Here is a 24,006-nt window from a genome sequence, read left to right on the forward strand (position 1 = left end):
TCGGCGAAAACCGCGGGTTGGGTTCCCCGAGCCGCGTCTACGCCTCCGGCAGGAACTGTTCGGTTACAGAGCGGCCGCACGCTTCGAAATGATCGTCAATGCCATCTAGCCTGGGAGAGGCTTCCCGGGGGCTTCGACAGCCTCACACCTCGCAGGCAGAGGCTTTGGCGGTGCCTGATAATCTGCGAGGTATCGTGTTGGAGAAAATTATGGCCTTTCGTGCGGCTCTCAAAGCCGCCTGCGGCGGGGCAAGGGAGCCTAGCACCCGCGTTTTCGCCTTCTACACCAGTGTACTGCCAGGCAGCCGCAGTCGGGGGCGGCTACGGCGCTATTGAGGGCGCGCCGCCCCCGACTGCTTTCTTACCAGCCGAAAAAAGAAAGTATGCCAACTATGCGGTCGGCATACTATGAGCAGCCCGATGTACTTCCGCAGGTGTCGCACTTCTCGCAGGTGCCGTTGCGGACCATGGTGAAGTTCTGGCACTCCGAGCAGGAATTGCCGGTGTAGCCTTGCAGCATCGACTTGGCGCGGCGGTCGGCGGCGACTTTCTTGGCCTCGGTCGCTTCCTGGGCGGCAGCGTCGGTGAACAGCGAGGTCGTCACCGTCTCGGAAGTCTCCTCGATGGTGATTTCTTCGACCAGTTCCTTGGCACGCTCCTCGTAGTCACGCTTGTAGGCGGTGGATTCCTCGACCGAGATCGCGGCTTTTGGTGCCAGCGACAGCACGTTGGAGCCGGAGAAGGCGGTCACGGGCGTGGCGCGCGCCGGGCTTGGAGTGGCAGCCGAGCCCTTGGGATCGTTGCCGGCGACGCCGGAGACGACCTTGAGCGGGGAGGCGCCGCGGGTCAGGCCCTTGGAGAAGGGCAGGGCCTTGCCTTCGGTGATGCCCTTGCCGAGGGCCGTCTTGTCGAAGTCCGACTGGTCGACATGGGCGAGGTCGTGGCGGTTGAGATAGCTGACGGCGAGCTCGCGGAAGACATAGTCGAGGATCGAAGTGGCGTTCTTGATGGCATCGTTGCCGATGACCATGCCGGCCGGCTCGAACTTGGTGAAGGTGAAGGCCTCGACATATTCGTCGAGCGGCACGCCATACTGCAGGCCGAGCGAGATCGAGATGGCGAAATTGTTCATCATCGCGCGGAAAGCAGCGCCTTCCTTGTGCATGTCGATGAAGATCTCGCCGAGGCGACCGTCGTCGAACTCGCCGGTGCGCAGGTAGACCTTGTGGCCGCCGACGACGGCCTTCTGGGTGTAGCCCTTGCGGCGGTTCGGCAGCTTTTCGCGTTCGCGGTAGAGGCGCTCGATGACGCGCTCGACGATCTTTTCGGTGACCTGTACCGCCTTGGCTGCGGCAGGGGCCGCGAGCAGCGCCTCGACGGCCTCATCTTCATCCTCGTCCTCATCTGCGATGAGCGAGGCATTGAGTGGCTGCGACAGCTTGGAGCCGTCGCGATAGAGCGCGTTGGCCTTGAGCGCCAGCTTCCACGAGAGCATGTAGGCGCTCTTGCAGTCCTCGACCGTCGCCTCGTTGGGCATGTTGATGGTCTTGGAGATGGCGCCCGAGATGAAGGGCTGGGCCGCCGCCATCATGCGGATATGGCTTTCGACCGAAAGATAGCGCTTGCCGATCTTGCCGCACGGATTGGCGCAGTCGAAGACGGGCAGGTGCTCGTCCTTGAGGAAGGGCGCGCCCTCGAGCGTCATCGCACCGCAGACATGGATGTTGGCGGCTTCGATGTCCTTCCTGGAGAAGCCGATCGCCGGCAGGATCTCGAACGAGAAATCGTTGAGCTGCGCGTCGGTGAAGCCGAAGGTCTCCTTCACCCAGTCGGCGCCAAGCGTCCACTGGTTGAACACGAACTTGATGTCGAAGGCGCTCTTGAGCGCGGCATTCAACGCCTCGATCTTCTCGTCGGTGAAGCCCTTGGCCTTCAGCGCGCCGGGGTTGATGCCGGGCGCCTGGTTGAGGTTGCCATGGCCGACGGCATAGGCCTCGATCTCGGCGATCTGGGCCTCGGTGTAGCCGAGCGTGCGCAGCGCCTCCGGAACGGCGCGGTTGATGATCTTGAAGTAGCCGCCGCCGGCGAGCTTCTTGAACTTGACCAGCGCGAAGTCGGGCTCGATGCCAGTGGTGTCGCAATCCATGACCAGGCCGATCGTGCCGGTCGGCGCGATCACGGTTGCCTGGGCGTTGCGGTAGCCATGCTCCTCGCCGAGTTCGATGGCGCGGTCCCAGGCAGCACGGGCGTGGCTGACCAGGTCCTGCTGCTTGAGGTCGGAAGCGACCAGCGGCACGGGATGGACCGACAGCTTTTCGTAGCCGTCCTTGTCGCCATAGGCGGCGCGGCGGTGATTGCGCATGACGCGCAGCATGTTTGCGGCGTTGCGGTCATAGTCCGGGAAGGCGCCGAGCTCGGAGGCCATCTCGGCCGAGGTGGCATAGGCGACGCCGGTCATGATCGCCGTCAGCGCGCCGCCAATGGCACGGCCTTCGTCGGAGTCATAAGGAATGCCTGAGGTCATCAGCAGGCCGCCAATGTTGGCGTAGCCGAGGCCAAGCGTGCGGTACTCGTAGGACAGCTTGGCGATTTCCTTGGACGGGAACTGCGCCATCATGACCGAGATTTCGAGCACGACGGTCCAAAGGCGCACGGTGTGCTCGTAGGCCGCGATGTCGATTGTCCCGTCGGTGTTGCGATAGGGCAAAAGGTTGATCGACGCCAGGTTGCAGGCCGTGTCGTCGAGGAACATGTATTCCGAACACGGGTTCGACGCACGGATGGCGCCCGCCGAGGCGCAGGTGTGCCAATCGTTCATCGTGGTGTTGAAGTGCAGGCCGGGATCAGCCGACGCCCAGGCGGCGTAGCCGATCTTTTCCCACAGGTCGCGGGCCTTGAGCGTCTTCATGACCTTGCCGTCCTTGCGGGCGGTCAGCTGCCAATCGCTGTCCTGTTCGACGGCGCGCAGGAAATCATCCTTGAGCGAAACCGAATTGTTGGAGTTCTGGCCCGAAACGGTGAGATAGGCCTCCGAATCCCAGTCGGTGTCGTAGGTCTTGAAATCGATCGAGGTGTAGCCCTGCTTGGCGAACTGGATGACGCGGTAGATGTAGTTCTCCGGCACCGCGTTCTTCTTGGCGGCCTTGATCTCGCGCTTGAGCGCGGTGTTGATCGCCGGATCGAAGCAATCGTCGTCCTGGCCTTCGCAGTTGACGCAGGCGGCCATGATCTTGGCGAGGTGCTGCTTGACGATCTTGGAGCCGGTGACGAGAGCGGCGACCTTCTGCTCTTCCTTCACCTTCCAGTCGATATAGGCCTCGATGTCGGGGTGGTCGGCGTCGACGACGACCATCTTGGCGGCACGGCGGGTGGTGCCGCCCGACTTGATGGCGCCTGCTGCGCGGTCGCCGATCTTGAGGAAGCTCATCAAGCCCGATGAACGGCCGCCGCCCGAAAGCTTTTCGCCTTCGCCGCGCAGATGCGAGAAGTTCGAGCCGGTGCCCGAACCATACTTGAACAGGCGCGCTTCACGTACCCACAGGTCCATGATGCCGCCCTCGTTGACGAGGTCGTCGGCGACCGACTGGATGAAGCAGGCATGCGGCTGCGGGTGTTCGTAGGACGACTTCGACTTGGTCAGCTTGCCGGTGAAGGGGTCGACGTAGAAATGGCCCTGGCCGGGACCGTCGATGCCATAGGCCCAGTGCAGGCCGGTGTTGAACCATTGCGGCGAGTTGGGTGCGACGCGCTGGGTGGCGAGCATGTAGGACAATTCGTCCTTGAACGCACGGGCGTCGTCCTCTGATTTGAAGTAGCCGCCCTTCCAGCCCCAGTAGGTCCAGGTGCCGGCGAGACGGTCGAAGACCTGACGGGCGTCGATTTCTGAGCCGTAGCGTTCGTTTTCGGGCAGCTTGGCGAGTTCGGCCTCGTCGGGCACCGAGCGCCACAGGAACGAGGGGACGTCGTTTTCCTCGACCTTCTTCAGCCGGGCGGGCACGCCGGCCTTGCGGAAATACTTCTGCGCCAGGATGTCGGCGGCGACCTGGGAGAACTGCGCCGGCACATCAATGTTGTCGAGCCGGAAGACCACCGAGCCGTCCGGATTCTTGATCTCGGAAAGGGCCTTGCGGAACTCGATCTCCGCGTAGGCCGATTGTCCATCCTTGGTGAAACGCCGCTCGATGCGCATCGGTCGATTTCCTTTTGTCTATATATAGCGTCTTTCGCGGGAAATTTCCCGTTGCTGATGCGAAAGACGCAAGCCCGTCTGAACCGGCGGCCTGAACAGCCGGTTGCCCTATCCCGCCTATCCCGCGGCCTGACCTGGAAAACTCCTTCCGGAGCCTGTTCCCATCAACCTGCGGACCGTTGCGGGTCCTTGAAACTGAAACTTTTTCTGCGATTCCCTCATGGAGGGCTACTCACACTATCTAGCGGTCAGGTTGGCTGCAAACACTAAATATAGTGTTAACAGAAGATTTCCGCCAGTCCCACATTTTTACCATCCAACCCCTTGGACATCCAGAAACCGCACGCTTCGGCGCCCCGCAGGGCGGGGGGTAAATGCGAGCAGCTACGCACAAAATCTGGGAAAAAGACCGGGCTCTTAACAATCCGGCCGCACACTCTACAAGCGCGCTTGAGTCATAAAAGGCGACTCGGCAGCCAACGTCAAGGAGTCGTTCTTGTAGATTTTGTGACCCCAACATCTTGTGTGTCACTAATGTGGATAACGGGGAGAACTTGCTGCGCGGACGAAGCCGGCGCAACAACGGCGAAGGCTAAAAATGCCTGCCGCGAGCCGCCTTGTGGTGAGGGTTGGTATTGCTCAGGCGGCGAATTTTGCGTGCGCGGCACCAAAAGACGAGATCAGCCGGCAAAGGTCGGGTTCGTTGACCATGCGTGCAGCTTCGCTGGGAGAGACCCACTTGCGCGTGCGCTGGCGCCGCTCTTTCCACTTTTCGGCGACCTTGCGTACTTCGAGCGGATAGACCAGCACCTCGCAGGCGACCTGTTCGCCGCTCGAAAGCTCCTTGAGGTAGAAATAGCGGCCGGCTTCATGGGTATCGACCGAGCCGCTGAGGCCGGCTTCTTCGCTCGCCTCGCGCGCCGCGGTCTCGCACAGCCGCTCGGCGGTTTCCGGCCAGCCCTTGGGCAGGACCCAGCGTCCGGTGTCGCGGCTGGTGATGAGCATGATTTCGATGCCGGTGGCGGTGCGGTGCCAGGGCAGGGCGGCAACCTGGAGCCTGCAGGCTGGAGCGCCGAACAGTCGGCGTATCCGCTCGACCAGATGGTTGTGATAGACTGGCTTCATCAGCATCGGCAGCCCTACCTGACCTGTAGAATCATGCGCCGCATCACGAATTGTAGGGTTAATCCTCCGTAACAAAAGTAAATAGATTGATAACAAAACGCCCGACATGAAGGCCGGGCGTTGGGAATGGCAGAAACTGTGGGGCGGACGGTCAGCCCATGTGGTCTTCAGCGATCGGCTTCTGGTAGGTGAAGCCGAGATCCCAGGGGAAATAGATCCAGGTGTCCTGCGATACCTCGGTGACGAAGGTGTCGACGAGCGGCCGACCCTTGGGCTTGGCATAGACGGTGGCAAAATGCGCCTTGGGCATCATTGCGCGAACGATCGCGGCGGTCTTGCCGGTGTCGGTCAGGTCGTCGACGATCAGCACGTTTTCGCCTTCGCCTTCGAGCAGCGATGGCGTGATCTCCTTCAGCACCTGCAACTGACCCTGCGAGGTGTAGTCGTGATACGAGGCGATACAGATCGTCTCGATCAGCCGGATGCCGAGTTCGCGCGAGATGATCGCCGCCGGGACGAGGCCGCCGCGGGTGATGCAGACGATCGCCTTCCACTGCGGATTGACGCCGGCGAGGCGCCAGGCGAGCGCGCGCGCATCGCGGTGGAACTGATCCCAGGATACGGGAAAGGCTTTTTCGGGAAGGGACATGTGACGCGCACTCCGGCTCGGCGCGCCACCTGGCGCGGAAATAGGGGAATGCAGGCGGAATTAGCCGGAAAGCCCCGTCCTTGGCAAGGGCGGGGCGCCAGGAGCGGTCAGTAAATCAGGCGGTAATCTTACCGTGACAGCAGGATCGCGGTGTCGCCGGCCTGCAGGACGTTGCGGGTGACGCCGCCAAACAGGAACTCGCGGATCCACGAATGGCTGTAAGCGCCCATCACCAGAAGGTCGGAGCCGGTTTCGACCATCTTGTTATGGATGACGGCGTCGACGGTGTGCCCGCGCGAGGCCTCGACGCTGACCGACACCTTGGCGCCGTGGCGGGCGAAGGCCGAGGCGATTTCGGCGCCTGCCGCGTCCATGGTCTGGTCAGCGGTTTCGACGGGGTCGATGACCAGGATTTCGGTGGTGTCGGCCTCGACGATGAAGGGTAGGGCGTCGAAGGCGGCGCGCGTGGCCTCGCGGCTGCCGTTCCAGGCAATCAGGATGCGGCGAAAGGTCGAGATCAGCGGCGCCGAATGCGGCACCACCAGTACCGGCCGGCCGGCCTCGTAGATCAGCGAGTCGATATCGGCGGCAACCGAATCCCGAGCCTCGGGCGAGGACTGGGCAACAATGACGATGTCGGCGCAACGCGCGCTTTCCACGCCCGACAGCGCGCTGTCGCCGGAAAAGCTCTCGAAGCTGCGCCATTCGAACGACAGGCCCGATGACTCGATGCGCGCCAGGAACGCCTTCTGCACCTTCTCGGCGCGCTCCTTGCACAGATCGGCATTGGCCTGGATGAATTCGGTGTCGGGGAAGCCGACAGCGGTCGTGTAGGGCATCGCGAGTGCCTCGGCGTGGACGCCGATGAGGTGGCTTTCGTGCCGGTCGGCAAACGGGATCGCTACGTCGAGAACCCGGGCGACGTCGCGTTCGCTCTGGATAATGGCAACGATTGTCTTGAACGGCATGGCTCCCTCCTTCACGTGAGCTGAATTCTGCCCTGCCAAAGAAACACTGACATGCCCGTACTTGTTCCAATGTGACTTGAATCAAGTGTTTGGGATCAGCCTTTGGGCTCAAGTGTTCGGGATCAAGTGTTCGCGGCCGCTCAGGCGGCCTTGGCGATGTCGGCGAGCATCGCCTCGATGGCGATGCGCGCGGAGTCCATGGCTTCCTGCGAGCGTGAGCGGACCACGAGCTCGGTCCAGAACGTGCCGTCGAGGTACTTCGGGTAGGAGCCGATGATGGTGTCGGGGTGCGCCTTCTGGATATCGCCGAGCGGCCCGCCGATAGTGCCTTCGCCATAAGGGCACTGCACGGTTGTCGATAACAGCTTGGCTCCGGTCCTGAGCGTCGGCATGACATTGTCGAGCATCGCCTGGAAGATCGACGGCACGCCGGCCATGACGTGGACGTTGCCGATGCGGAAGCCGGGCGCCACCGAGACGGGGTTCTCGATCAGGTCGGCGCCGCGCGGCGTGCGCGCCATGCGCTTGCGTGCCGCGGAGAATTCCAGGCCGCGCGAGGCGTAGTTGGCTTCCAGCATGGCATAGGCGCGCGGCTCGTATTCGCAAGGCACGCCGAAGGCCTTGGAGATCGAGTCGGCGGTGATGTCGTCATGGGTCGGGCCGATGCCGCCGGTGGTGAAGACGTAGTCGTAGCGGGCGCGCACCGCATTGACCGCGGCGACGATCTCGTCCTCGTCGTCCGCGACAATACGCACCTCCCTGAGGTCGATGCCCGAGGCGGTCATCATGTCGGCGAGGTGACCGATGTTCTTGTCCTTGGTGCGGCCGGACAGGATCTCGTCGCCGATGACGACCATTGCTGCGGTGACGATGTCGGCCATATCAGAAGCTCCGTTGTCGGCTCAGTCAGATACAGGCGCACGGACAAGCGGGCAATGGTCGCCGTTTGGTGAACGATGCGTCACGTATTGGGACGCTTTCATTGAACGGCCAATCCACTACATCTATCCCAGCCGCCGACCCAAGACGGCGCAACGAGATTTCCCGTTTGGAGAGATGAAATGGCTAAGATTCTTGTTCTGTATTATTCGAGCTGGGGCCATATGGAGCAGATGGCCAAGGCCGCTGCCGAAGGCGCACGCGCTGGTGGCGCCGACGTGACCATCAAGCGCGTTCCCGAGCTGGTCCCCGAGGCCGTCGCCAAGGCTGCCTACTACAAGCTCGACCAGGAAGCGCCGATCGCCGATCCGCTCGAACTGGCCGACTATGACGGCATCATCATCGGCACCGCCACGCGCTATGGCACCATGGCCTCGCAGATGAAGAACTTCCTCGACCAGACCGGCCCGCTTTGGGCCAAGGGCGCCTTGCTCGACAAGGTCGGTTCGGTGATGGTCTCGACCGCGACCCAGCATGGTGGCGCCGAACTCGCACTGATCAACGCCCAGATCCACCTGCAGCACCACGGCATGGTGATCGTGCCGCTGTCTTATGCCTACCAGGGCCAGATGGGCAACGACGTGGTCCGCGGCGGCGCGCCTTACGGCATGACCACGACCTCGGACGGCGACGGTTCGCGTCAGCCGTCGGCGCAGGAGCTCGAAGGCGCCCATTTCCAGGGCAAGCGCGTGGCCGAGATCGCCATTCGCCTGCATGGCAAGGGCACGAATGCTGTCAAGGAAGTCGCATAACAGCTTCTGATTGCTACAATTTTTGTGAACGGGCGGCCGCAAGGCCGCCCGTTTTGCATACCCCGGGTTTGCGCCGCCAACAGGCGCAGCTAAGCTGCGGACATTGCCTGCAGGAGGTTCGATGGCGACTGCGACGATTCTCGGATGGGTGGCCAGCATCGCCTTTCTGGCCATGGCGCTGGTCGGCGGCTACTTCGTGCTGGCAACGCGCAGGATTTCGGCGCAGGCCGAACGCGCGGTGCCGGCGAGCGGCAGGTTCATGACACTAGGTGCCCACCGAATCCACTATGTCGACCAGGGCGAGGGCCGCCCGATCCTGTTCATCCACGGACTTGGCGCGCAACTGCACCATTTCCGCCACCCGCTGTTTCCCGAACTCGCTGATTTCAGGTGCGTCGCGCTCGATCGGCCGGGCTCGGGCTATTCCGCGCGGCCGGTCAGCTTTTCCGGCGGCCTTGTCGAGCAGGCCGATCTGGTCGCACGCTTCATTACCGAACTTGGGCTGGAGAAGCCGCTTGTCGTTGGCCATTCGCTCGGCGGTGCCGTGGCACTGGCACTGGCGGAAAACCACCCCGAGACGGTTTCGGGGCTGGTGCTGCTGTCGCCGCTGACTCATCTGGAAGACGAGCTGCGGCCCGAGTTCCGCTCGCTCTACATCAAGTCGTCGCTGAAGCGCCGCCTGATGGCTGAAACGCTGGCTGTGCCGACAAGCCTGAAATATGCGCCGCAAACATTGGCCTTCCTGTTTTCGCCGCAGGCAGCACCCCAGGACTACGGCACCGCCGGCGGCGGTTTTGCCGGGCTCAGGCCAAGCCACTTCTACGCAACCTCGGCCGACATGGTGGCGATCGAGCGCGATCTTGGCGCGATCCAGGCGCGTTATGGCGAGCTGGATCTGCCGGTCGGCGTGATGTTCGGCACGGCTGACCGCGTGCTTGACTTCCGCCTGCACGGCGCACCCCTGGCCGGCCGGATCAAGGATCTTGAGCTCGACCTGGTCGATGGCCTGGGCCACATGCCGCAATTCGTCGAGGCGAAGCGGGTGGCGGGCTTGGTCAGGCGCATCGCCGCCAGGGCTTTTGGGACGCCGGCTGACAAGCTCGTCGGATAGAGTGATCTTAGGCAATTCCGGACGGAGCCGCTGCGCATTTTTCCCGGAACTGCCTTAACGGCAGGAATTGCTCATCCAGTTGCGATGGGCCCAGCCTTCGAAACCGTCGCCGCCGACGAAGTACCAGCTGCCGCGCCGATCGGTAATCTCGACGGTGTCGCCGTTGAACAGCTGGTGCACCATGGGTGACGAAGCGCTTGGGCGCGCCCGCATGGCGAGGAAGCCCGTGCCACGGGCGAGATTGTAGGTGCTCGACAGCCCGTGCACGGTGCCTTCGCAATATTGCGCCTGCACCGGTGTCGCGATGCCGATCGTCAACGTTGCCGTAACGGCAGCGATTGCCGCCGCCGAAAGCGCGGCTTTGGCTGAAAAAGCTGAATTACCCGCAAGCACTGATTTGAGCGACATCGTCCGGCCTCCGCTGAGGTATCCGGCGCATGGCCGGGTTGCCGATAAGTGTCGCCGGCACGGCAAGAAGTTCACGCGCGCGGCCCATTTTCTCACCTGGGGGAAGGCTAGTCGGAAACCTCGGTATCGGGCCTGTCGTCGCCCTTGGCGAGTTCGTCGTGCCAGCGGCCTTCAGCGTCTTCATACTGGATGCCGTCGGTCGAGCCGGCGACGCGCTGTTCGGCTGCCGCGGTTTCGGCGGCGCGCAGGGCGTCTTCGTGGTTGGGAAATGTCTCGGAGAACGTTCCGCCGACCTTGTAGGCCCAGCCACCATCGTGCTGGACGACTTCATAGACGAGCTTGGCCATGGGTTTCCTCGCTGGCGCTGGAAGCAAATGCGTTGGTTAGCACCTCCGGGTGCCGTTCAGCCGCATGGAATGCGCCGCGCGCCGCGGCAAGGATGGACTGACGCCCGTGCTGGCATGTCTGATGCACGAGAGCGGCGTGTAGCCTGCGACCCGGCGGCAGTCACCTGAAGGCATCGCCGGTGCGGTTGTCAGGCGACGGCGGCCGTGGAGCGACTGCGGAGCCACAGCGGTTGCGAGGCGCGCAAAGGATTCGAATGCGACCATGCCCGCTCAAACGTCCTCGGGGGCAAATGGTTGCATGCCGCGTGGCGGCGCTAGCTGGTCTGGTTCAGAGAGGGACGATGGAAAAGACCACCCAGGCACCGCAAACCGCTGCAGCAAGTCCGAGGCAGGCGCTACGGTGTTTTTCCCAGAAATATGGCGCACGTTCCCAATTGTAGTGCATGTACTCAGCTCCCCACTCACTCCCCACGCGGTGAAGTTGTATTTCACTCTGAAACAATCCGCAATTTTCCGGCGTGGTTGTACAGTGACGAAAGAGCGCGAGCGTGGCAATTTTGTCACGCTCAAAGGCAGCCGGATATGCTTGCGAGCGGGGCCCGATTCGCTGGCGCGGGGTTGGGAAGGTTCGTTGCTGGTGCGGACGGCGGGGCTCGAACCCGCATAGCCGAGGCTGAGGGATTTTAAGTCCCTTGCGTCTACCAGTTTCGCCACGTCCGCTCGAGCCGAACTGGTAAAGCAGCCGGGCGATATTGCAAGTCCCGGCAACAGCTTGCGGCTACTTCGTTTCGTTGAAATCGAGCAAAGGGGACTGCGTTTCGGCATTCGATTTCGGTGCCTTGCGCGGCGCTTTCTTGGCCAGCTTTTTGGCGGCATCCTTGGTTATGGCAGTCGCCGCATCCTGCGGAACGGCCGCCTGGGGCGTTGCCTTGGCCGGTTTCGCCGCGACTGTTGTAGCCTTTTCAGTGAACTTGATTGCCATGCTTGATGTCCGTCGTTTCATCGTGCCGAGTCAGCGGCTTTGGCTCTCCATACACGATTTGTCTGCCCAAAGGGCCATTGGCAGCCAAACATGCCGTCCGGCGACTGGCCGGCCGTGATTGCGGACATTGTTGCGGGCCGGTGTCCGCCCCAACGACGCTACTTCCGCTCGATGAACTCCAGTACCGACTTGTTGTATTCGTCGGGCGCCTGCAGCATGGCGAAATGGCTGGTGTTGGGCAGGATGATCAGTTCGGCCCCGGGGATGATGGAGGCCATGTAGTCAGTGTGCTTGCGCGTCACCGCCTCGTCATGGTCGCCGAGCACGATCGCCGTCGGCACCGTGATCTTGGCCAGCTGATCCTTGGTCCAGTTCGGTTGCGTCTTCCACATCTCGCTGATCTGAGCGACGAAGGCTTCGTACTCTGCCGGTGTCTTGGACATTTTGGCGTAGTCCCGGCCGGAGCGTTCGATGTAGGCACCAAAGGTCTTGTTGGTTTCGACGCCGGGATCGACACCATCGGTGGTGACGTTGGCGGCCTGCGCATAAAGCCTTGTCAGGCGCTCCGGGTGCTTCATGGCGATGTCGAGGCCAATGATGCCGCCGTCGCTCCAGCCGACGATCGCGGTCTTGTCGATCTTGAGGTGATCGAGCAGCGCCAGATAGTCGGATGCCATCAATTCATAGCCGAAGGGATCGGTGGTTCGGCTCGAGCGGCCATGGCCGCGGCTGTCGGCGACAATCACCTTGTGGGTCTTGGACAGCTCTACTACCTGGCTCGACCAGATTTCGGCATGGCCGAGACCGCCATGGATCAGCAGCACCGGGTCGCCGGCACCATAGACGGCATAATACATGTCGATGCCGTTGACCTTTGCGTAGCCGGTCTCGGTTGATGCCGGCATGGGCACCGGCTCCGGCAACGTCAGCCAGCGTTCTTCGGCACTCGCCACGGCTATGGAGAACAATGAAACAAAAGCAATAACAACAGCAGTCCAGAAAGAACGCATGCCCGCCTCCGCCCGTTTCGTGCGGCAAGTGACTGCCAATGCGCCGGAAAAGTCAACGGGCGGAAAATCCGCCCGTTGGTTTTGCTGCGAGTTGCTGGGCTTCTTCAGCCTTCTTCCTCGACGAAGACCTCGTCGCGCTTCTTGCGCACCGCAGGCAGCAGGACGACGATCAGCACGCCCGCGGCTAGTGCCAGAAGGATGGCGCTGATCGGGCGGGTGACGAAGGTGGTCGCGTCGCCGCGCGACAGGATCATGGCGCGGCGCAAGTTTTCCTCGAGCAGCGGCCCGAGCACGAAGCCGAGCAATAGCGGTGCCGGCTCGCAACGCAGCTTGACCAGCACGTAGCCGATGAAACCGAAGAAGGCGACGGCATAGAGGTCGAAGACGTTGGAGTTGACGCTGTAAACGCCGATGGCACAGAACGCCATGATGATCGGGAACAGCACGTAGTAGGGCACTGTCAGCAGCTTCACCCACAGGCCGATAAGCGGCAGGTTGAGGATAATCAGCATCAGGTTGCCGATCCACATCGAGGCGATGATGCCCCAGAATAGCGCCGGCTGCTCGGTGGCGACGTTGGGCCCGGGCACTATGCCCTGGATGATCATCGCGCCGATCATCAGCGCCATGACAGGGTTGGCCGGGATGCCGAGCGTCAGCATCGGGATGAACGAGGTCTGGGCGCCGGCATTGTTGGCCGACTCCGGGCCGGCGACGCCTGCGACTGCACCCTTGCCGAACTCTTCAGGGTGCTTGGAGACGCGCTTTTCCACCGTATATGAGGCAAACGCTGCCAGGATCGCACCGCCGCCGGGCAGGATGCCGAGCGCCGAACCGATCGCCGTGCCGCGCAGGATGGGTGCTGCCATCTCTCGGAAATCCTGGCGTGTCGGCATCAGGCCTGAAACCTTGGCCATCAGCACTTCGCGGGTCTTTTCGCTTTCAAGGTTGCGCAGGATCTCGGCGATGCCGAAGACGCCGACGGCGACTGCGACGAAGTTGAGCCCGTCGGCATATTCGCGGATGCCGAGCGTGAAGCGCGGCGTACCGGTGTAGATGTCGGTGCCGACGAGGCCGAGCAGCAGGCCGAGCACGACCATGGCGAGTGCCTTGATGATCGAACCGTGGGCAAGCGCAATGGACGAGACCAGGCCGACGACCATCAGCGAGAAGTATTCGGCGGCACCGAATTGCAGCGCGATCGCCGTCAGTGGCGGCGCGAAGATGGCGACCAGGAAGGTCGAAACCGTGCCTGCGAAGAACGAGCCGATGGCGGCGATGGCAAGTGCGGCACCAGCGCGGCCCTTGCGCGCCATCTGGTAGCCGTCGATGGCGGTGACGGCGGACGAGGATTCGCCCGGCATGTTGATCAGGATCGCCGTGGTCGAGCCGCCATATTGCGCGCCGTAATAGATGCCGGCGAGCATGATCAGCGAGGAGACGGGATCGCCGATCTGGAAGGTGATCGGCAACAGCATGGCGATGGTGGCGGTGGCGCCGATACCGGGCAGCACGCCGATGAGGGTGCCGAGCAAGACGCCGATCAGGCAGAAGCCGAGATTGGCGAGTGTCGTTGCGGTCGAAAAGCCGAGCGCGAGATTGTCGAAGAGTTCCATCTCATCCCCCTCAGAATGGCAGCCAGGGGCCGAAGCGCTGGAACGGCAGGCCCAGCGCGTAGCTGAACACGATAACCGAAAACAGCGTGACCCCGGCAGAGAGGATGACGGCGGCGAGCGGCTTCATCCGGGTGGAGGCGAAGGCGGCGATCAGGCAGGTCAGGAAGATCGACGGCACGAAGCCGAGCCCGCGCACGGTAAGGCCGAAAAAGACCGGAGCCGGCAGGATGAAGGCCATGCCGCGCCAGGCGATCGGGCCGAGCGGTTCGCCCGCTACCTTGGTGGCCTGGACGATGACGATGGCGCCGAGCAGGATCAGCACCAGGGCCAGCACGAGCGGGAAGTATCCCGGCCCCATGCGGAACGTGGTGCCGAGGTCGAGGCCGAGCGACTGGATGGCGAAAAAGGCGCCGGTGGCGACGAAGATCGCTCCACAGGCTCCGTTGGTCGGATCGATGGCGAGGTTTTTCATGCGAGGCCCTCTGCTAGCGCCTGATGTCGAGGTGAAGTGCTGCCGTCATCCGCCTGCTTCGGACTTCTCCTGATGTGGCGGAGCAAGCCAGCATCGAACGCCGCATGATCGCGCAGCGCCGGCAATAGGCAAGAAGTTTCGGAGGCAGGAGCTTTCGGCAAGCTGCCTTCTCCCCGTTTGAGAGGAGAAGGCGTGGCTGTCGGACCGGCCACGCGCTGCGCGGCCGGTTTCCATTGCCGCTGGGCTTAGTCGGCGAACTGGCCGGCGGCTTCGATGATCGGCTTCCAGCGCGCGATTTCGCCTTCGAGCTTGGCCTTGAGCGCAGCCGGGGTGGCGTCAGCTTCCGACGACGGGATGGTACCGAGCTCGGCGAAGCGGGCAACGACGTTGGGGTCCTTGAGCGCGACTTGGAGCGACTTCGAAAGACGCTCGGTCACTTCTGCAGGCGTGCCCTTGGGCGCATAGACGCCGTGCCAGATGCCGACTTCCATGCCATCGAGACCGCCTTCTTTGGTGGTCGGAACGTCCTTCAGGACGTCGAGGCGGGCAGGCGAGGTGACGGCATAGGCCTTGATCGTGCCGGCCTGGATCTGCTTGGTGGTGTTGGTGGTCTGGTCGCACATGATGTCGACCTGGCCGCCGAGCAGGTCGGTCATAGCTGGACCGGTGCCTTTGTAGGGGACGGTGACCAGCGGCGTGCCGATGGCGCTCATGAACAGCATGCCGCACAGATGCGAAGCAGCACCGATGCCGGCATTGGCGACGGTGACCGTGTCCTTGTTGGCCTTGGCGTATTCGACGAGGCCCTTGAGGTCGGTCGGCTCCAGATCCTTCTTGGCAACGATGGTCATCGGCACTTCGGTGACCAGGCCGACATATTCGAAGGCATTCAGCGTGTCATAGGCGAGCTTGCGGTACAGCGTGGCGCTGGTGGCCATGCCAATGTGGTGGAGAAGCAGCGTGTAGCCATCCGGATCGGCGGCAGCGACACGGCCGGCGCCGAGCGTGCCACCGGCACCGCCGACGTTCTCGACGATGACCTGCTGGCCGAGGTCCTTGGACATCGATTCAGCAACGAGGCGGGTGACTGTGTCGGTCGGGCCACCGGCCGCGAACGGCACGACGACAGTGATGGTGCGCTCAGGATAGCCGGCAGCGCCAGCGGCAAGCGGGAAAATGGCAACGGCGGCAGCCGTCGCCAGCGACGCGATAAGTTTCTTCACGGAATCCTCCCAGATATCGGAACTCGACCTCCGCCATGACCACAGCTCCTCCGGGGCCGGCGTTGGATAACCGATAGGGCAGCAGCAGGGACCGTTCCGCAACGTCGCATGGCCATGGTCGTCGGCTAAAATGCCCTGGCGAGCTGGTCGATGGGTGGAAAAGGTGACATCAGCCTTTTCCAGTGTGTGGAATTCCACACAATCAGTGGCGTCTAGCGCTCGGGGGCGTCTGCCATGCCGGCCTGATTCTTGTCGAGACCGTAGCGCTGCATCTTCTCGTAGAGCGTCTTGCGCGAGATTCCGAGCTGCTCGTAGACCGGCTTGAGGCTGCCGCCATGGGCGACAAGGGCCGCCTGGATGACATTCTTCTCGAAGCCGGCGACCCGCTCGGCGAGGCGTTCGTCGCCGTCGGGAGAGCCGTCGTCGGTGGATTGCATGTCGAGGCCGAGCACGAAGCGGTCGGCGGCATTGCGCAGCTCGCGGACATTGCCGGGCCAGTCAAGCCGGGCAATGTCGGCGACGACGCGCGGCGGCACCTCCATCGCCTCGCGGCGATAGCGGCCAGTTGCCTCGCGCACCAGCTGCAGGAAAAGCAGCGGCACGTCCTCGCGTCGCGCCGTGAGCGCTGGCATGCGCAGCGTCACGACGTTGAGGCGGTAGAGCAGGTCGGCGCGGAAACGCCCGGCGGCCGCCTCGGCGTCGAGATCGGCCTTGCTGGTGGCGATGAAGCGCACGTCGAGCGGAATTGGCTCATTGGAGCCGAGGCGAAAGATGATGCGGTCCTGGATGACGCGCAAAAGCTTTGCCTGCAGGTCCGCCGGCATCGAACCGATCTCGTCGAGCAGCACGGTGCCGCCGCGGGCATGCTCGAACTTGCCGTAGCGCGGCCTGAGCGCGCCGGGAAAGGCGCCGGCCTCGTGGCCGAACAGTTCGCTTTCGATCAGCGTTTCGGGCAGGGCGGCGCAGTTGATGGCGACGAAGGGTTTTGTGGCGCGGCTGGAGATGTCGTGCAGGGCACGTGCCGCCACTTCCTTGCCGGTGCCGGTGTCACCGATGATCAGCGCGTCGGCGTCGGTGGCAGCAATGGCGCGCAGCTTGTAGCGCAGCTCGACCATGATGTTGCTGCGGCCGGGTAGACGGGCCTCGAGGTCGTCGTTCTTGCCGGCTGCGGCGCGCAGTTCGCGGTTCTCAAGCACCAGCTTGCGCCGATCGATGGCGCGTGCCGCCATTTCGGCGATGTGCTGGGATGTGAACGGCTTTTCGATGAAATCGTAGGCGCCCTCGCGCATGGCGCGCACGGCAAGCTGGACGTCGCCATGGCCTGTAACGAGGATGACGGGGATGTCGGCATCGACCTCGTGGATGCGGCCCATCAGCGTCATGCCGTCCATGCCCGGCATGCGGATGTCGGAGACGACGACGCCGTTGAAGCCCTGGGTGATGAAGTCCAGGGCGCGCTCGCCGCTGGGGCTGTCCTGCACGGCAAGGCCGGCGAGATCTAGCGACTGCGCGGTGGAGCGGCGCAGCTCGTCCTCGTCGTCGACCAGAAGCACGACGGGCGGCTTCATTCCGCGGCCTCGCGCATGGCGGAGCGCATCGTATCGAGCTCGATTGTGAACAAGGCCCCGCCTTCAGGATGATTCAAGACGCCAAGACTCCCACCGAAGTCCTTGATGATGTTGTACGAAATCGAAAGACCAAGGCCAAGGCCCTTGCCCACGCCCTTGGTCGAGAAGAACGGGTCGAAGATGCGTTCGGCAATCGCCTTAGGCACGCCGGGACCGTGGTCGCGCACCGTGATGGTGACCTTGCCGGCCTTGCGCCGTGCCACCAACTCGATGCGGCGGTGGGGCAGGCCTTCCACGGCGTCGGCGGCGTTGGTGACGATGTTGACCAGCACCTGCTGCAAGCGCACCGAGCCTGCCTTGACCGTCAACGGAGTTGGCCCGAGCTCGACGAGCAGCTCTGCGTCAGCCGCCTTGAGGCGCCAGGCGACGATTTCCTGGGTATCGTGCACCACCTCGGCCAGATCGACCGGTCCGAGCTTCTCGTTTGGTTTGCGGGCGAAGTTCCTGAGATGCCTGCTGATCGAGGCCATGCGGTCGGCGAGGCTGGAGATGCGCGAGACGTTGTCGCGCGCCTCGGCGACGCGCTCGCGATCGATCAGGATCGCGGCATTGTCGGCATAGGTTTTCACCGCCGCCAGGGGCTGGTTGAACTCGTGCGACAGTGCCGCCGACATCTGGCCAAGGGCTGCCAGCTTGCCCGCCTGGATGAGGTCGGCCTGGGTCTGGCGCAGCTGTTGCTCGGCGGTGCGGCGTTCGGCAACCTCGGTTTCCAACCGGCTGTTGACCAGCGCCAGGTCGGCGGTGCGCTCCTCGACGCGGCGTTCGAGCTCCTGTTGCGCCGACTGCTGCATCTGCATGCGCTCGGCCAGGCGGGCGCGGCGCTGCAGGATGATCGCGCTGCCAAGCGCAGCGAGGCCCAGCGCCAGCAGGGCAAGCACGACCGCCGTCAGGGACTGGGCGCGGGCGGAACCCGTGTCGGCCAGGACATGCACCGTCCAACCAGCTTCGGGCATCGTCTCGGCGACCTCGAGGAACTCGCGGGTGTTGCCGCGCTCGGTGATGGCAAGCAATTCGCGGCCGTCGGCCATGAAGCGCGACACCGGCAGGTTGCGCAGTATGGCGTCGGAATAGCGCCGCGAGGCGGTGGTGCGGGCCAGCATGTCGGCGGTCAGCGGCTGCATGCCGGCATAGAGCCAGCCGGGGCGGCTGCTCATGAAGATGATGCCTTCGGGATCGGTGACGGTCAGCTCGAAGTCGCCGCCGCGCCAGGAGGCCTCGATCTCCTCGATATGGACCTTGAGCACGACGACGCCGGCGATCTGGTCGCCGAGCTTGACCGGGGCCGAGAAATAATAGCCGCGCATGCCGGACATCACGCCGAGCGCGAAGAAGCGGCCGATGCCACCACGGATGGCGTCCTGATAGTAGGGGCGATACGAATAGTTCTCGCCGACGAAGGTGGTGGGCAGATCGTAGTTGCTGGCCGAGATCGTGTTGCCGCCCGGTTTGATCAGGTAGATGTCGGACGATTCGAGCAGGCCGTTGATCGATTTCAGATAGCGGTTGGCGACATCGCGCAGCGCCTGGTCGTCGGGCGAGGCGAGCAACAGCTGGATGTCGTCATTGTCGGCGATCAGCTGCGGCAGCGACTTGTAGCGGCTGATCTGGCCGGTGAGTGCGGAGACCGCGAGCCTGAGCGTGGTCTGGCCGCGCGCTTCGGCCTCGTCCATGTAGGCGCGCGTGGCGAGCCGTCCACCCAACACCACGATCGCAAGCGCCAGCGCCGCCAGGGCAAGCCCCGGCCACACCCAGCGGCGACCAAAAAGAAGATGCTGCATCACGCGGCCCGAACCCGTTCTTGCCGCCAAGTATAGCGGGGCGGCCATGCCGCACAACCAAGGCGCTGTTTTCCGGCGTGGCTTTCGCTACAGTCGTTGCGAAAGAGCACAGGATTCCATGCAATGCCCAACACGTCGCCCTTCGCCAAACCGCGCCCCTGGACCGAGACCGCCCCTGAACTGGTCGACGTCGCCATGGGCCGCAAGCCGGCCGACCTCGTGATCCGCAACGGCCGCTGGGTGAACGTGCATTCGGGCGAGATCATTGCCGGCACCGACATTGCCATCGTTGCCGGGCGCTTCGCCTATTGCGGCCCGAACGCCAGCCACGCCATCGGTCAGGGCACCAAGGTCGTCGACGCCGGCGGGCGCTATCTCGTGCCCGGCCTGTGCGACGCGCACATGCATGTCGAAAGCGGCATGGTGACGGTGACCGAGTTCTGCCGCGCGGTGATCCCGCATGGCACGACGTCGATGTTTATCGACCCGCACGAAATCGCCAACGTGCTCGGGCTGCCCGGCGTCAGGCTGATGCATGACGAGGCACTGGCGATGCCAATCAACGTGCACGTGCAGATGCCGTCCTGTGTGCCGTCGGCCCCGGGGCTGGAGAATGCGGGGGCTGCGCTGACGGTCGAGGACGTCGCCGTGGCGATGACCTGGGAGAACATCATCGGCCTGGGCGAAGTGATGAATTTCCCCGGTGTCGCCGCCAACAATCCGGTCATGTCGGGCGAGATCGCCGAGACGGTGAAGGCCGGCAAGACGGTCGGCGGGCATTATGCCTCGCGTGATATCGGCCTGCCGTTCCACGGCTATGTCGCCGGCGGTCCCGAGGACGACCACGAGGGCACGCGCGCCGAAGACGCGATCGCGCGGGTACGGCAAGGCATGAAGGCTATGCTGCGGCTTGGCTCGGCCTGGTACGATGTCGCCAGCCAGATCAAGGCGGTGACGGAGCAGGGCATCGACCCGCGCAGCTTCATCCTGTGCACCGACGACAGCCATTCGGGCACGCTGGTGCACGAAGGGCACATGGACCGCGTCGTCCGCCACGCCATCCAGCAGGGCCTGAAGCCGGTGACGGCGATCCAGATGGCGACGATCAACACCGCCCAGCATTTCCGCCTCGAACGCGAGCTTGGCTCGATCACGCCGGGCCGGCTTGCAGACGTGCTCATCGTCTCGGATCTGGCCGAACTCAAGATCGACGAGGTCTATGCGCGCGGCGTGCGGGTGGCCAAAGCCGGCAAGCTCGATATCGACATTCCTGCCTATGCCTATCCCGCCGAAGCCAAGCAAACGGTCAAGCTGGGCAAGAAACTCAAGGCCGTCGACTTCGACATCAAGGCACCGGAAGGCGCCAACGAGGTACGGGTGCGGGTGATTGGCGTCATCGAGAACCAGGCGCCGACGCGCGCGCTGGAGGCCGATCTCGGCGTCGAAGACGGGCTGGTGGCGATGGACCGTCGCAACGACGTCTGCCAGATCGCGCTCGTCGAGCGTCATCGCGCCACCGGCACGGTGACCAATGCGTTCGTGTCAGGCTTCGGCTACATGAAGGACTGCGCGCTCGCCTCGACGGTCGCGCATGACAGCCACCACATGATCGTCGTCGGCACCAACAAGGCCGACATGGCGCTGGCCGCCAACCGGCTCGGGCAGGTGGGGGGCGGCGTGGTGTTGTTTTCCGAAGGCAAGGAGCTGGCGATGGTCGAAATGCCGATCGCCGGCCTGATGTCGGACGAGCGTGCCGAAATCGTTGCCGCCAAGGCCGACAAGCTGGTCCAGGCGATGCGCGACATGGGCTGCAGCCTCAACAACGCCTACATGCAGCATTCGCTGCTGGCCCTGGTGGTCATCCCGGAACTCCGGATTTCCGATGTCGGGCTGGTCGACGTGACGACGTTTGAAAAGGTCGAGCTGTTTCTCTGAACCGGGCCGCTGCTCGTCTGGCTAGCAAAAGAAAGCCCCGCATAGCGGGGCGCCCAAGGCGTCCTTTTTCATTCCTGCCGTCGGGTCTACTGTAGCCCGCCGAGCATGTTGATGCGGTCGGTGACCTCGCGGTCGCTGGCAAAACCGTCGTCGGCGCGCAGGCGCTGGCCAAGCAGCTTCACCATCTCGGGATTGTCGGCGAACTTGGTGTGATTGAACGAGTCGCCGCTCTTGGCGTCGGAAAGGTCGACGACGATCACGCCGTATTCGGCGAGGTCGCCGGCGTTCTTGTAGTCGCCGAGGCGCGGCTTGGAGCCGGCCAGGATACCCGACAGCTTGAGCGCGCGGTCGTCGCCCGAGGTCATCAGGAAGAACGGCTTGTTCGGCTTGCCGTAGCGGCGCATCTGGCTCTTGAACACGTCGACATCGATGTCAGGCGAAGCCAGAACGACGTCGCCGAGCTTGCCGCCGAGGTCGCGGTCGCCGGTCAGCGCCAGCTGGCGCAGCGCTTCCATGGTCACCCAGGTGCCCATCGAATGCGCGACGATATCGATGCGGCGCGCGCCCGACTGGGCGAGCATGCGCAGCGTCACTTCGAGCTGGTCGCGGGCGGCCGCGGCACTTTCCCTGTCATAGACATAGTCGGTCGTGCTGCCGCCTGAGGCCCAGGAAAACAGCACCGGGGTGCCGGTGTAGCCCGAGTCGTGCGCGATCTGGGTGGCGCGGTAGACGCCGGCATCGAAGGATGTGTTGTAGCCGTGCACGAACAGCATGGCGCGACCGCCGCGCGCGGCGATGTCGGCGCTGAGTGCCTTGGAGAATTCAGGTTGAGTCTGGTAGCCGACCGCATTGGTGGCGGTGAAGAACTTGGTCGGATCGGGGTCCTTGCGGTTGCGCAGCTCGATCTGGCCGGTCTTGTGGACCTTCGGCACGGTCACGTCGACGCGAGCGAAATTGAGCGTCGCCGAGCGGTCGCGATCGAAGACCTGTTTGTCGTCGGCGGCATGCTGGCGCGTCGAGGCGACAAAGATCGCATGGTTGCCAGCGATCTCCGAGACGGGGACGTTGACGACCGCGCCGGTCAACAGCGCGCCGGACGGCTGCCCGATGCAACCGGACAAAAGGAGGGCGGCGATGGCGATGCAATAGTTGGACGGCGACACTTTTGATGATCTCTCTGACGGGCAAGGCGTTCAGCGTGCCACCCTCGGGACGGCCTGATAGTGGCGGAAGTAAGTCGCGTCCAGTCGAAAAGAACAGCGCAAGTGGACATCGCCTGGCGAGTGTTGCCGGATTGCCGAAATTGTGGCGGAAACAAGGACTTCCGCATTCCAGTTCACGGAATTAGCGACCCCAGAAAGTTGGCGTGAAGATCACCAGCACGGCCAGGATTTCGAGACGCCCGAGCAGCATTGCCGCCGAGCAGATCCACTTGGCGGCATCGGGCAATGACGAGAAGTTGCCGACCGGGCCGATGATCGGACCGAGGCCGGGACCGACATTGGTGAGCGACGTCAACGAGCCGGTGACAGCGGTGATGAAGTCTAGCCCGGTGGCGCTCAACAGCACGATGGTGATGGCCCACAGCACCATGAAGGAGGCGATGAACAGCACGACCGCGCTCTGCATTTCAGGGGCGACGGTGCGGTCGCCATAACGCACCGGTATGACGGTGTTGGGATAGATCAGGCGGCGCAGACCGTTGGCCAAAAGCTCGAACAGGATGAGGAAACGGTAGGCCTTGATGCCGCCGGTTGTCGAGCCGGAGCAGCCGCCCATGAAGGTGGCGACGAAGATGCAGCCGATAGCGAACGGTCCCCATCGGCCGTAGTCGTCGCTGGCAAAGCCGGCTGTGGTGATGATCGACATCAGGTTGAACGTCGAATGGGTAAGCGCCGTGAAAAACGGAATGCCCATGTTGACACGCAAGTAGATGGCAACGGCGATTGCGAAGACGATGCAGTAGCCGGCATAGACGCGAATCTGCGGGTCGCGCAGCGCATCGAGCCTGCCCCGCACGGCAAACAGGATCATGATCGAAAACGGCAACCCGCCGATGAACATGAAGACGATGCCGGTCCACAGGACCGCGGGGTTGTCAGCGTAGCGAACGAAAGACGTATCGTGGGTTGAGAAGCCGCCGGTAGCAACTGTCGACATGGCATGGTTGACAGCGTGGAAACCATCCATGCCGGCAGCGGCATAGGAAATGGCACAGGCAAGGACCAGCACCGTATAGATTCCGATCAGGCTGAGCGCGAAGGTGTGGAAGCGCTCGAAGGGCCGATCTTCGATGTCGGAGGATTCGATCTTGAAATAGGACACGCCGCCGATATTGAGGAACGGCAACAGGAACAGGCCGAGCGCGATGACGCCGAGCCCGCCCATGAAGCTGAGTAGGGAGCGCCAGAGTAGAATGCCGGGCGGCGCCGCGTCGAGGCCATTGATGACCGTTGAGCCGGTGGTAGTGACGCCGGACACCGATTCGAAGATGGAATCGGTCACGCTCAGGCCGAGCGACGAGGTCATGAATGGCACGGCACCGGCGATCGCCAGCGTGATCCAGAGGAAATTGACCAGTATGAAGCCGAAGCGGGTGTTGGCCGGCGGCACGCGGCCCTGCGTGGCAAGCGCGATCGCCAGCGAAAGCCCGCCCATGAACAGGGCCGTGAAGGCGAAGGAACGCCAGTCGTCATTGCCGTAGTAGAGGTCGACCGCCGCCGGCAGGAGCATCGCAACAGACAGGTAGATGGCAAAGACGGCTGCGATGTGGATCGCGGCGCGGACGGCAATTCTGTTCACCGAGACGTATCCCCAAATGTATCGCGGCGAGCCAATCTGTCGGCCTGGACCTGGCGGCGGGAGCCGGACAGTG

Annotated in this window: 19 protein-coding genes and 1 tRNA gene; 3 read left to right on the top strand and 17 right to left on the bottom strand. The window is 63.5% G+C overall.

Going from position 1 to position 24,006, the window contains the following annotated elements:
* Positions 1–405: 405 nt before the first annotated feature.
* From IHE39_RS05275 to IHE39_RS05295, 5 genes are all read right to left on the bottom strand, one after another.
* Positions 406–4,188, bottom strand: coding sequence for a vitamin B12-dependent ribonucleotide reductase (locus IHE39_RS05275; RefSeq protein ID WP_192565731.1), 3,783 nt, complete (start codon positions 4,186–4,188; stop codon positions 406–408).
* Positions 4,189–4,827: 639 nt separating this feature from the next.
* Positions 4,828–5,319, bottom strand: a complete 492-nt coding sequence (locus tag IHE39_RS05280; protein ID WP_192565732.1) for an NUDIX hydrolase — start codon at positions 5,317–5,319, stop codon at positions 4,828–4,830.
* A gap of 145 nt (positions 5,320–5,464) precedes the next feature.
* Entirely contained in the window at positions 5,465–5,962 is a 498-nt protein-coding gene (gene gpt / locus IHE39_RS05285) for a xanthine phosphoribosyltransferase (RefSeq protein ID WP_055970685.1), read from the bottom strand.
* Positions 5,963–6,090: 128 nt separating this feature from the next.
* A complete protein-coding gene (locus IHE39_RS05290) occupies positions 6,091–6,930 on the bottom strand; it encodes a universal stress protein (protein ID WP_192565733.1) in 840 nt (279 codons plus the stop codon).
* Positions 6,931–7,070: 140 nt separating this feature from the next.
* On the bottom strand, positions 7,071–7,811 hold the full coding sequence (locus IHE39_RS05295) for a competence/damage-inducible protein A (RefSeq protein ID WP_192565734.1): 741 nt from the start codon (positions 7,809–7,811) through the stop codon (positions 7,071–7,073).
* Positions 7,812–7,991: 180 nt separating this feature from the next.
* On the opposite strand from IHE39_RS05295, the gene wrbA reads away from it, so the two are divergent.
* Together wrbA and IHE39_RS05305 are read left to right on the top strand one after the other, a co-directional pair.
* The gene (gene wrbA / locus IHE39_RS05300) at positions 7,992–8,621 is read left to right on the top strand and encodes an NAD(P)H:quinone oxidoreductase type IV (protein WP_192565735.1); all 630 of its coding nucleotides are present in this window, start codon (positions 7,992–7,994) and stop codon (positions 8,619–8,621) included.
* Between the two features lie 121 nt (positions 8,622–8,742).
* A complete protein-coding gene (locus IHE39_RS05305) occupies positions 8,743–9,732 on the top strand; it encodes an alpha/beta fold hydrolase (RefSeq protein ID WP_281399345.1) in 990 nt (329 codons plus the stop codon).
* A 54-nt stretch (positions 9,733–9,786) separates the two neighbouring features.
* Here the strand turns inward: IHE39_RS05305 and IHE39_RS05310 are convergent, their stop codons facing one another.
* The 10 genes from IHE39_RS05310 to IHE39_RS05355 form a co-directional block, all read right to left on the bottom strand.
* Positions 9,787–10,140 carry an SH3 domain-containing protein gene (locus IHE39_RS05310; RefSeq protein WP_192565736.1) on the bottom strand — a complete coding sequence of 118 codons (354 nt, stop codon included), beginning with the start codon at positions 10,138–10,140 and terminating at the stop codon, positions 9,787–9,789.
* Positions 10,141–10,247: 107 nt separating this feature from the next.
* The gene (locus IHE39_RS05315) at positions 10,248–10,487 is read right to left on the bottom strand and encodes a DUF2188 domain-containing protein (protein ID WP_184769022.1); all 240 of its coding nucleotides are present in this window, start codon (positions 10,485–10,487) and stop codon (positions 10,248–10,250) included.
* A gap of 635 nt (positions 10,488–11,122) precedes the next feature.
* Positions 11,123–11,207 (bottom strand) — tRNA-Leu (locus IHE39_RS05320).
* A 58-nt stretch (positions 11,208–11,265) separates the two neighbouring features.
* Positions 11,266–11,469, bottom strand: coding sequence for a hypothetical protein (locus tag IHE39_RS05325; protein ID WP_192565737.1), 204 nt, complete (start codon positions 11,467–11,469; stop codon positions 11,266–11,268).
* Between the two features lie 158 nt (positions 11,470–11,627).
* A complete protein-coding gene (locus tag IHE39_RS05330; protein WP_192565738.1) occupies positions 11,628–12,479 on the bottom strand; it encodes an alpha/beta fold hydrolase in 852 nt (283 codons plus the stop codon).
* 104 nt (positions 12,480–12,583) lie between these two features.
* Positions 12,584–14,095 (bottom strand): tripartite tricarboxylate transporter permease, encoded by a 1,512-nt coding sequence (locus IHE39_RS05335; RefSeq protein WP_184769025.1) that lies wholly within the window; start codon positions 14,093–14,095, stop codon positions 12,584–12,586.
* Between the two features lie 10 nt (positions 14,096–14,105).
* Positions 14,106–14,567 carry a tripartite tricarboxylate transporter TctB family protein gene (locus tag IHE39_RS05340; RefSeq protein WP_184769026.1) on the bottom strand — a complete coding sequence of 154 codons (462 nt, stop codon included), beginning with the start codon at positions 14,565–14,567 and terminating at the stop codon, positions 14,106–14,108.
* Positions 14,568–14,812: 245 nt separating this feature from the next.
* Positions 14,813–15,790: a tripartite tricarboxylate transporter substrate-binding protein gene (locus tag IHE39_RS05345; RefSeq protein ID WP_192565739.1), complete on the bottom strand. Its 978-nt coding sequence runs from the start codon at positions 15,788–15,790 to the stop codon at positions 14,813–14,815.
* 212 nt (positions 15,791–16,002) lie between these two features.
* Positions 16,003–17,358 (bottom strand): sigma-54-dependent transcriptional regulator, encoded by a 1,356-nt coding sequence (locus IHE39_RS05350; RefSeq protein WP_192565740.1) that lies wholly within the window; start codon positions 17,356–17,358, stop codon positions 16,003–16,005.
* Positions 17,355–19,196 carry a sensor histidine kinase gene (locus IHE39_RS05355; RefSeq protein WP_281399346.1) on the bottom strand — a complete coding sequence of 614 codons (1,842 nt, stop codon included), beginning with the start codon at positions 19,194–19,196 and terminating at the stop codon, positions 17,355–17,357. Before IHE39_RS05355 ends, IHE39_RS05350 begins: the two co-directional genes overlap by 4 nt.
* Positions 19,197–19,319: 123 nt before the next feature.
* On the opposite strand from IHE39_RS05355, the gene ade reads away from it, so the two are divergent.
* Positions 19,320–21,131, top strand: coding sequence for an adenine deaminase (gene ade / locus IHE39_RS05360; protein WP_192565741.1), 1,812 nt, complete (start codon positions 19,320–19,322; stop codon positions 21,129–21,131).
* 86 nt (positions 21,132–21,217) lie between these two features.
* On the opposite strand, the gene IHE39_RS05365 is transcribed toward ade, so the two are convergent.
* Both IHE39_RS05365 and IHE39_RS05370 read right to left on the bottom strand, forming a co-directional pair.
* Positions 21,218–22,294 (bottom strand): alpha/beta fold hydrolase, encoded by a 1,077-nt coding sequence (locus IHE39_RS05365; protein ID WP_192565742.1) that lies wholly within the window; start codon positions 22,292–22,294, stop codon positions 21,218–21,220.
* A 181-nt stretch (positions 22,295–22,475) separates the two neighbouring features.
* Entirely contained in the window at positions 22,476–23,933 is a 1,458-nt protein-coding gene (locus IHE39_RS05370) for a potassium transporter TrkG (protein WP_192565743.1), read from the bottom strand.
* Positions 23,934–24,006: the final 73 nt, after the last annotated feature.

It is taken from the genome of Aminobacter carboxidus, assembly GCF_014863355.1.
Taxonomy (GTDB): domain Bacteria; phylum Pseudomonadota; class Alphaproteobacteria; order Rhizobiales; family Rhizobiaceae; genus Aminobacter; species Aminobacter carboxidus.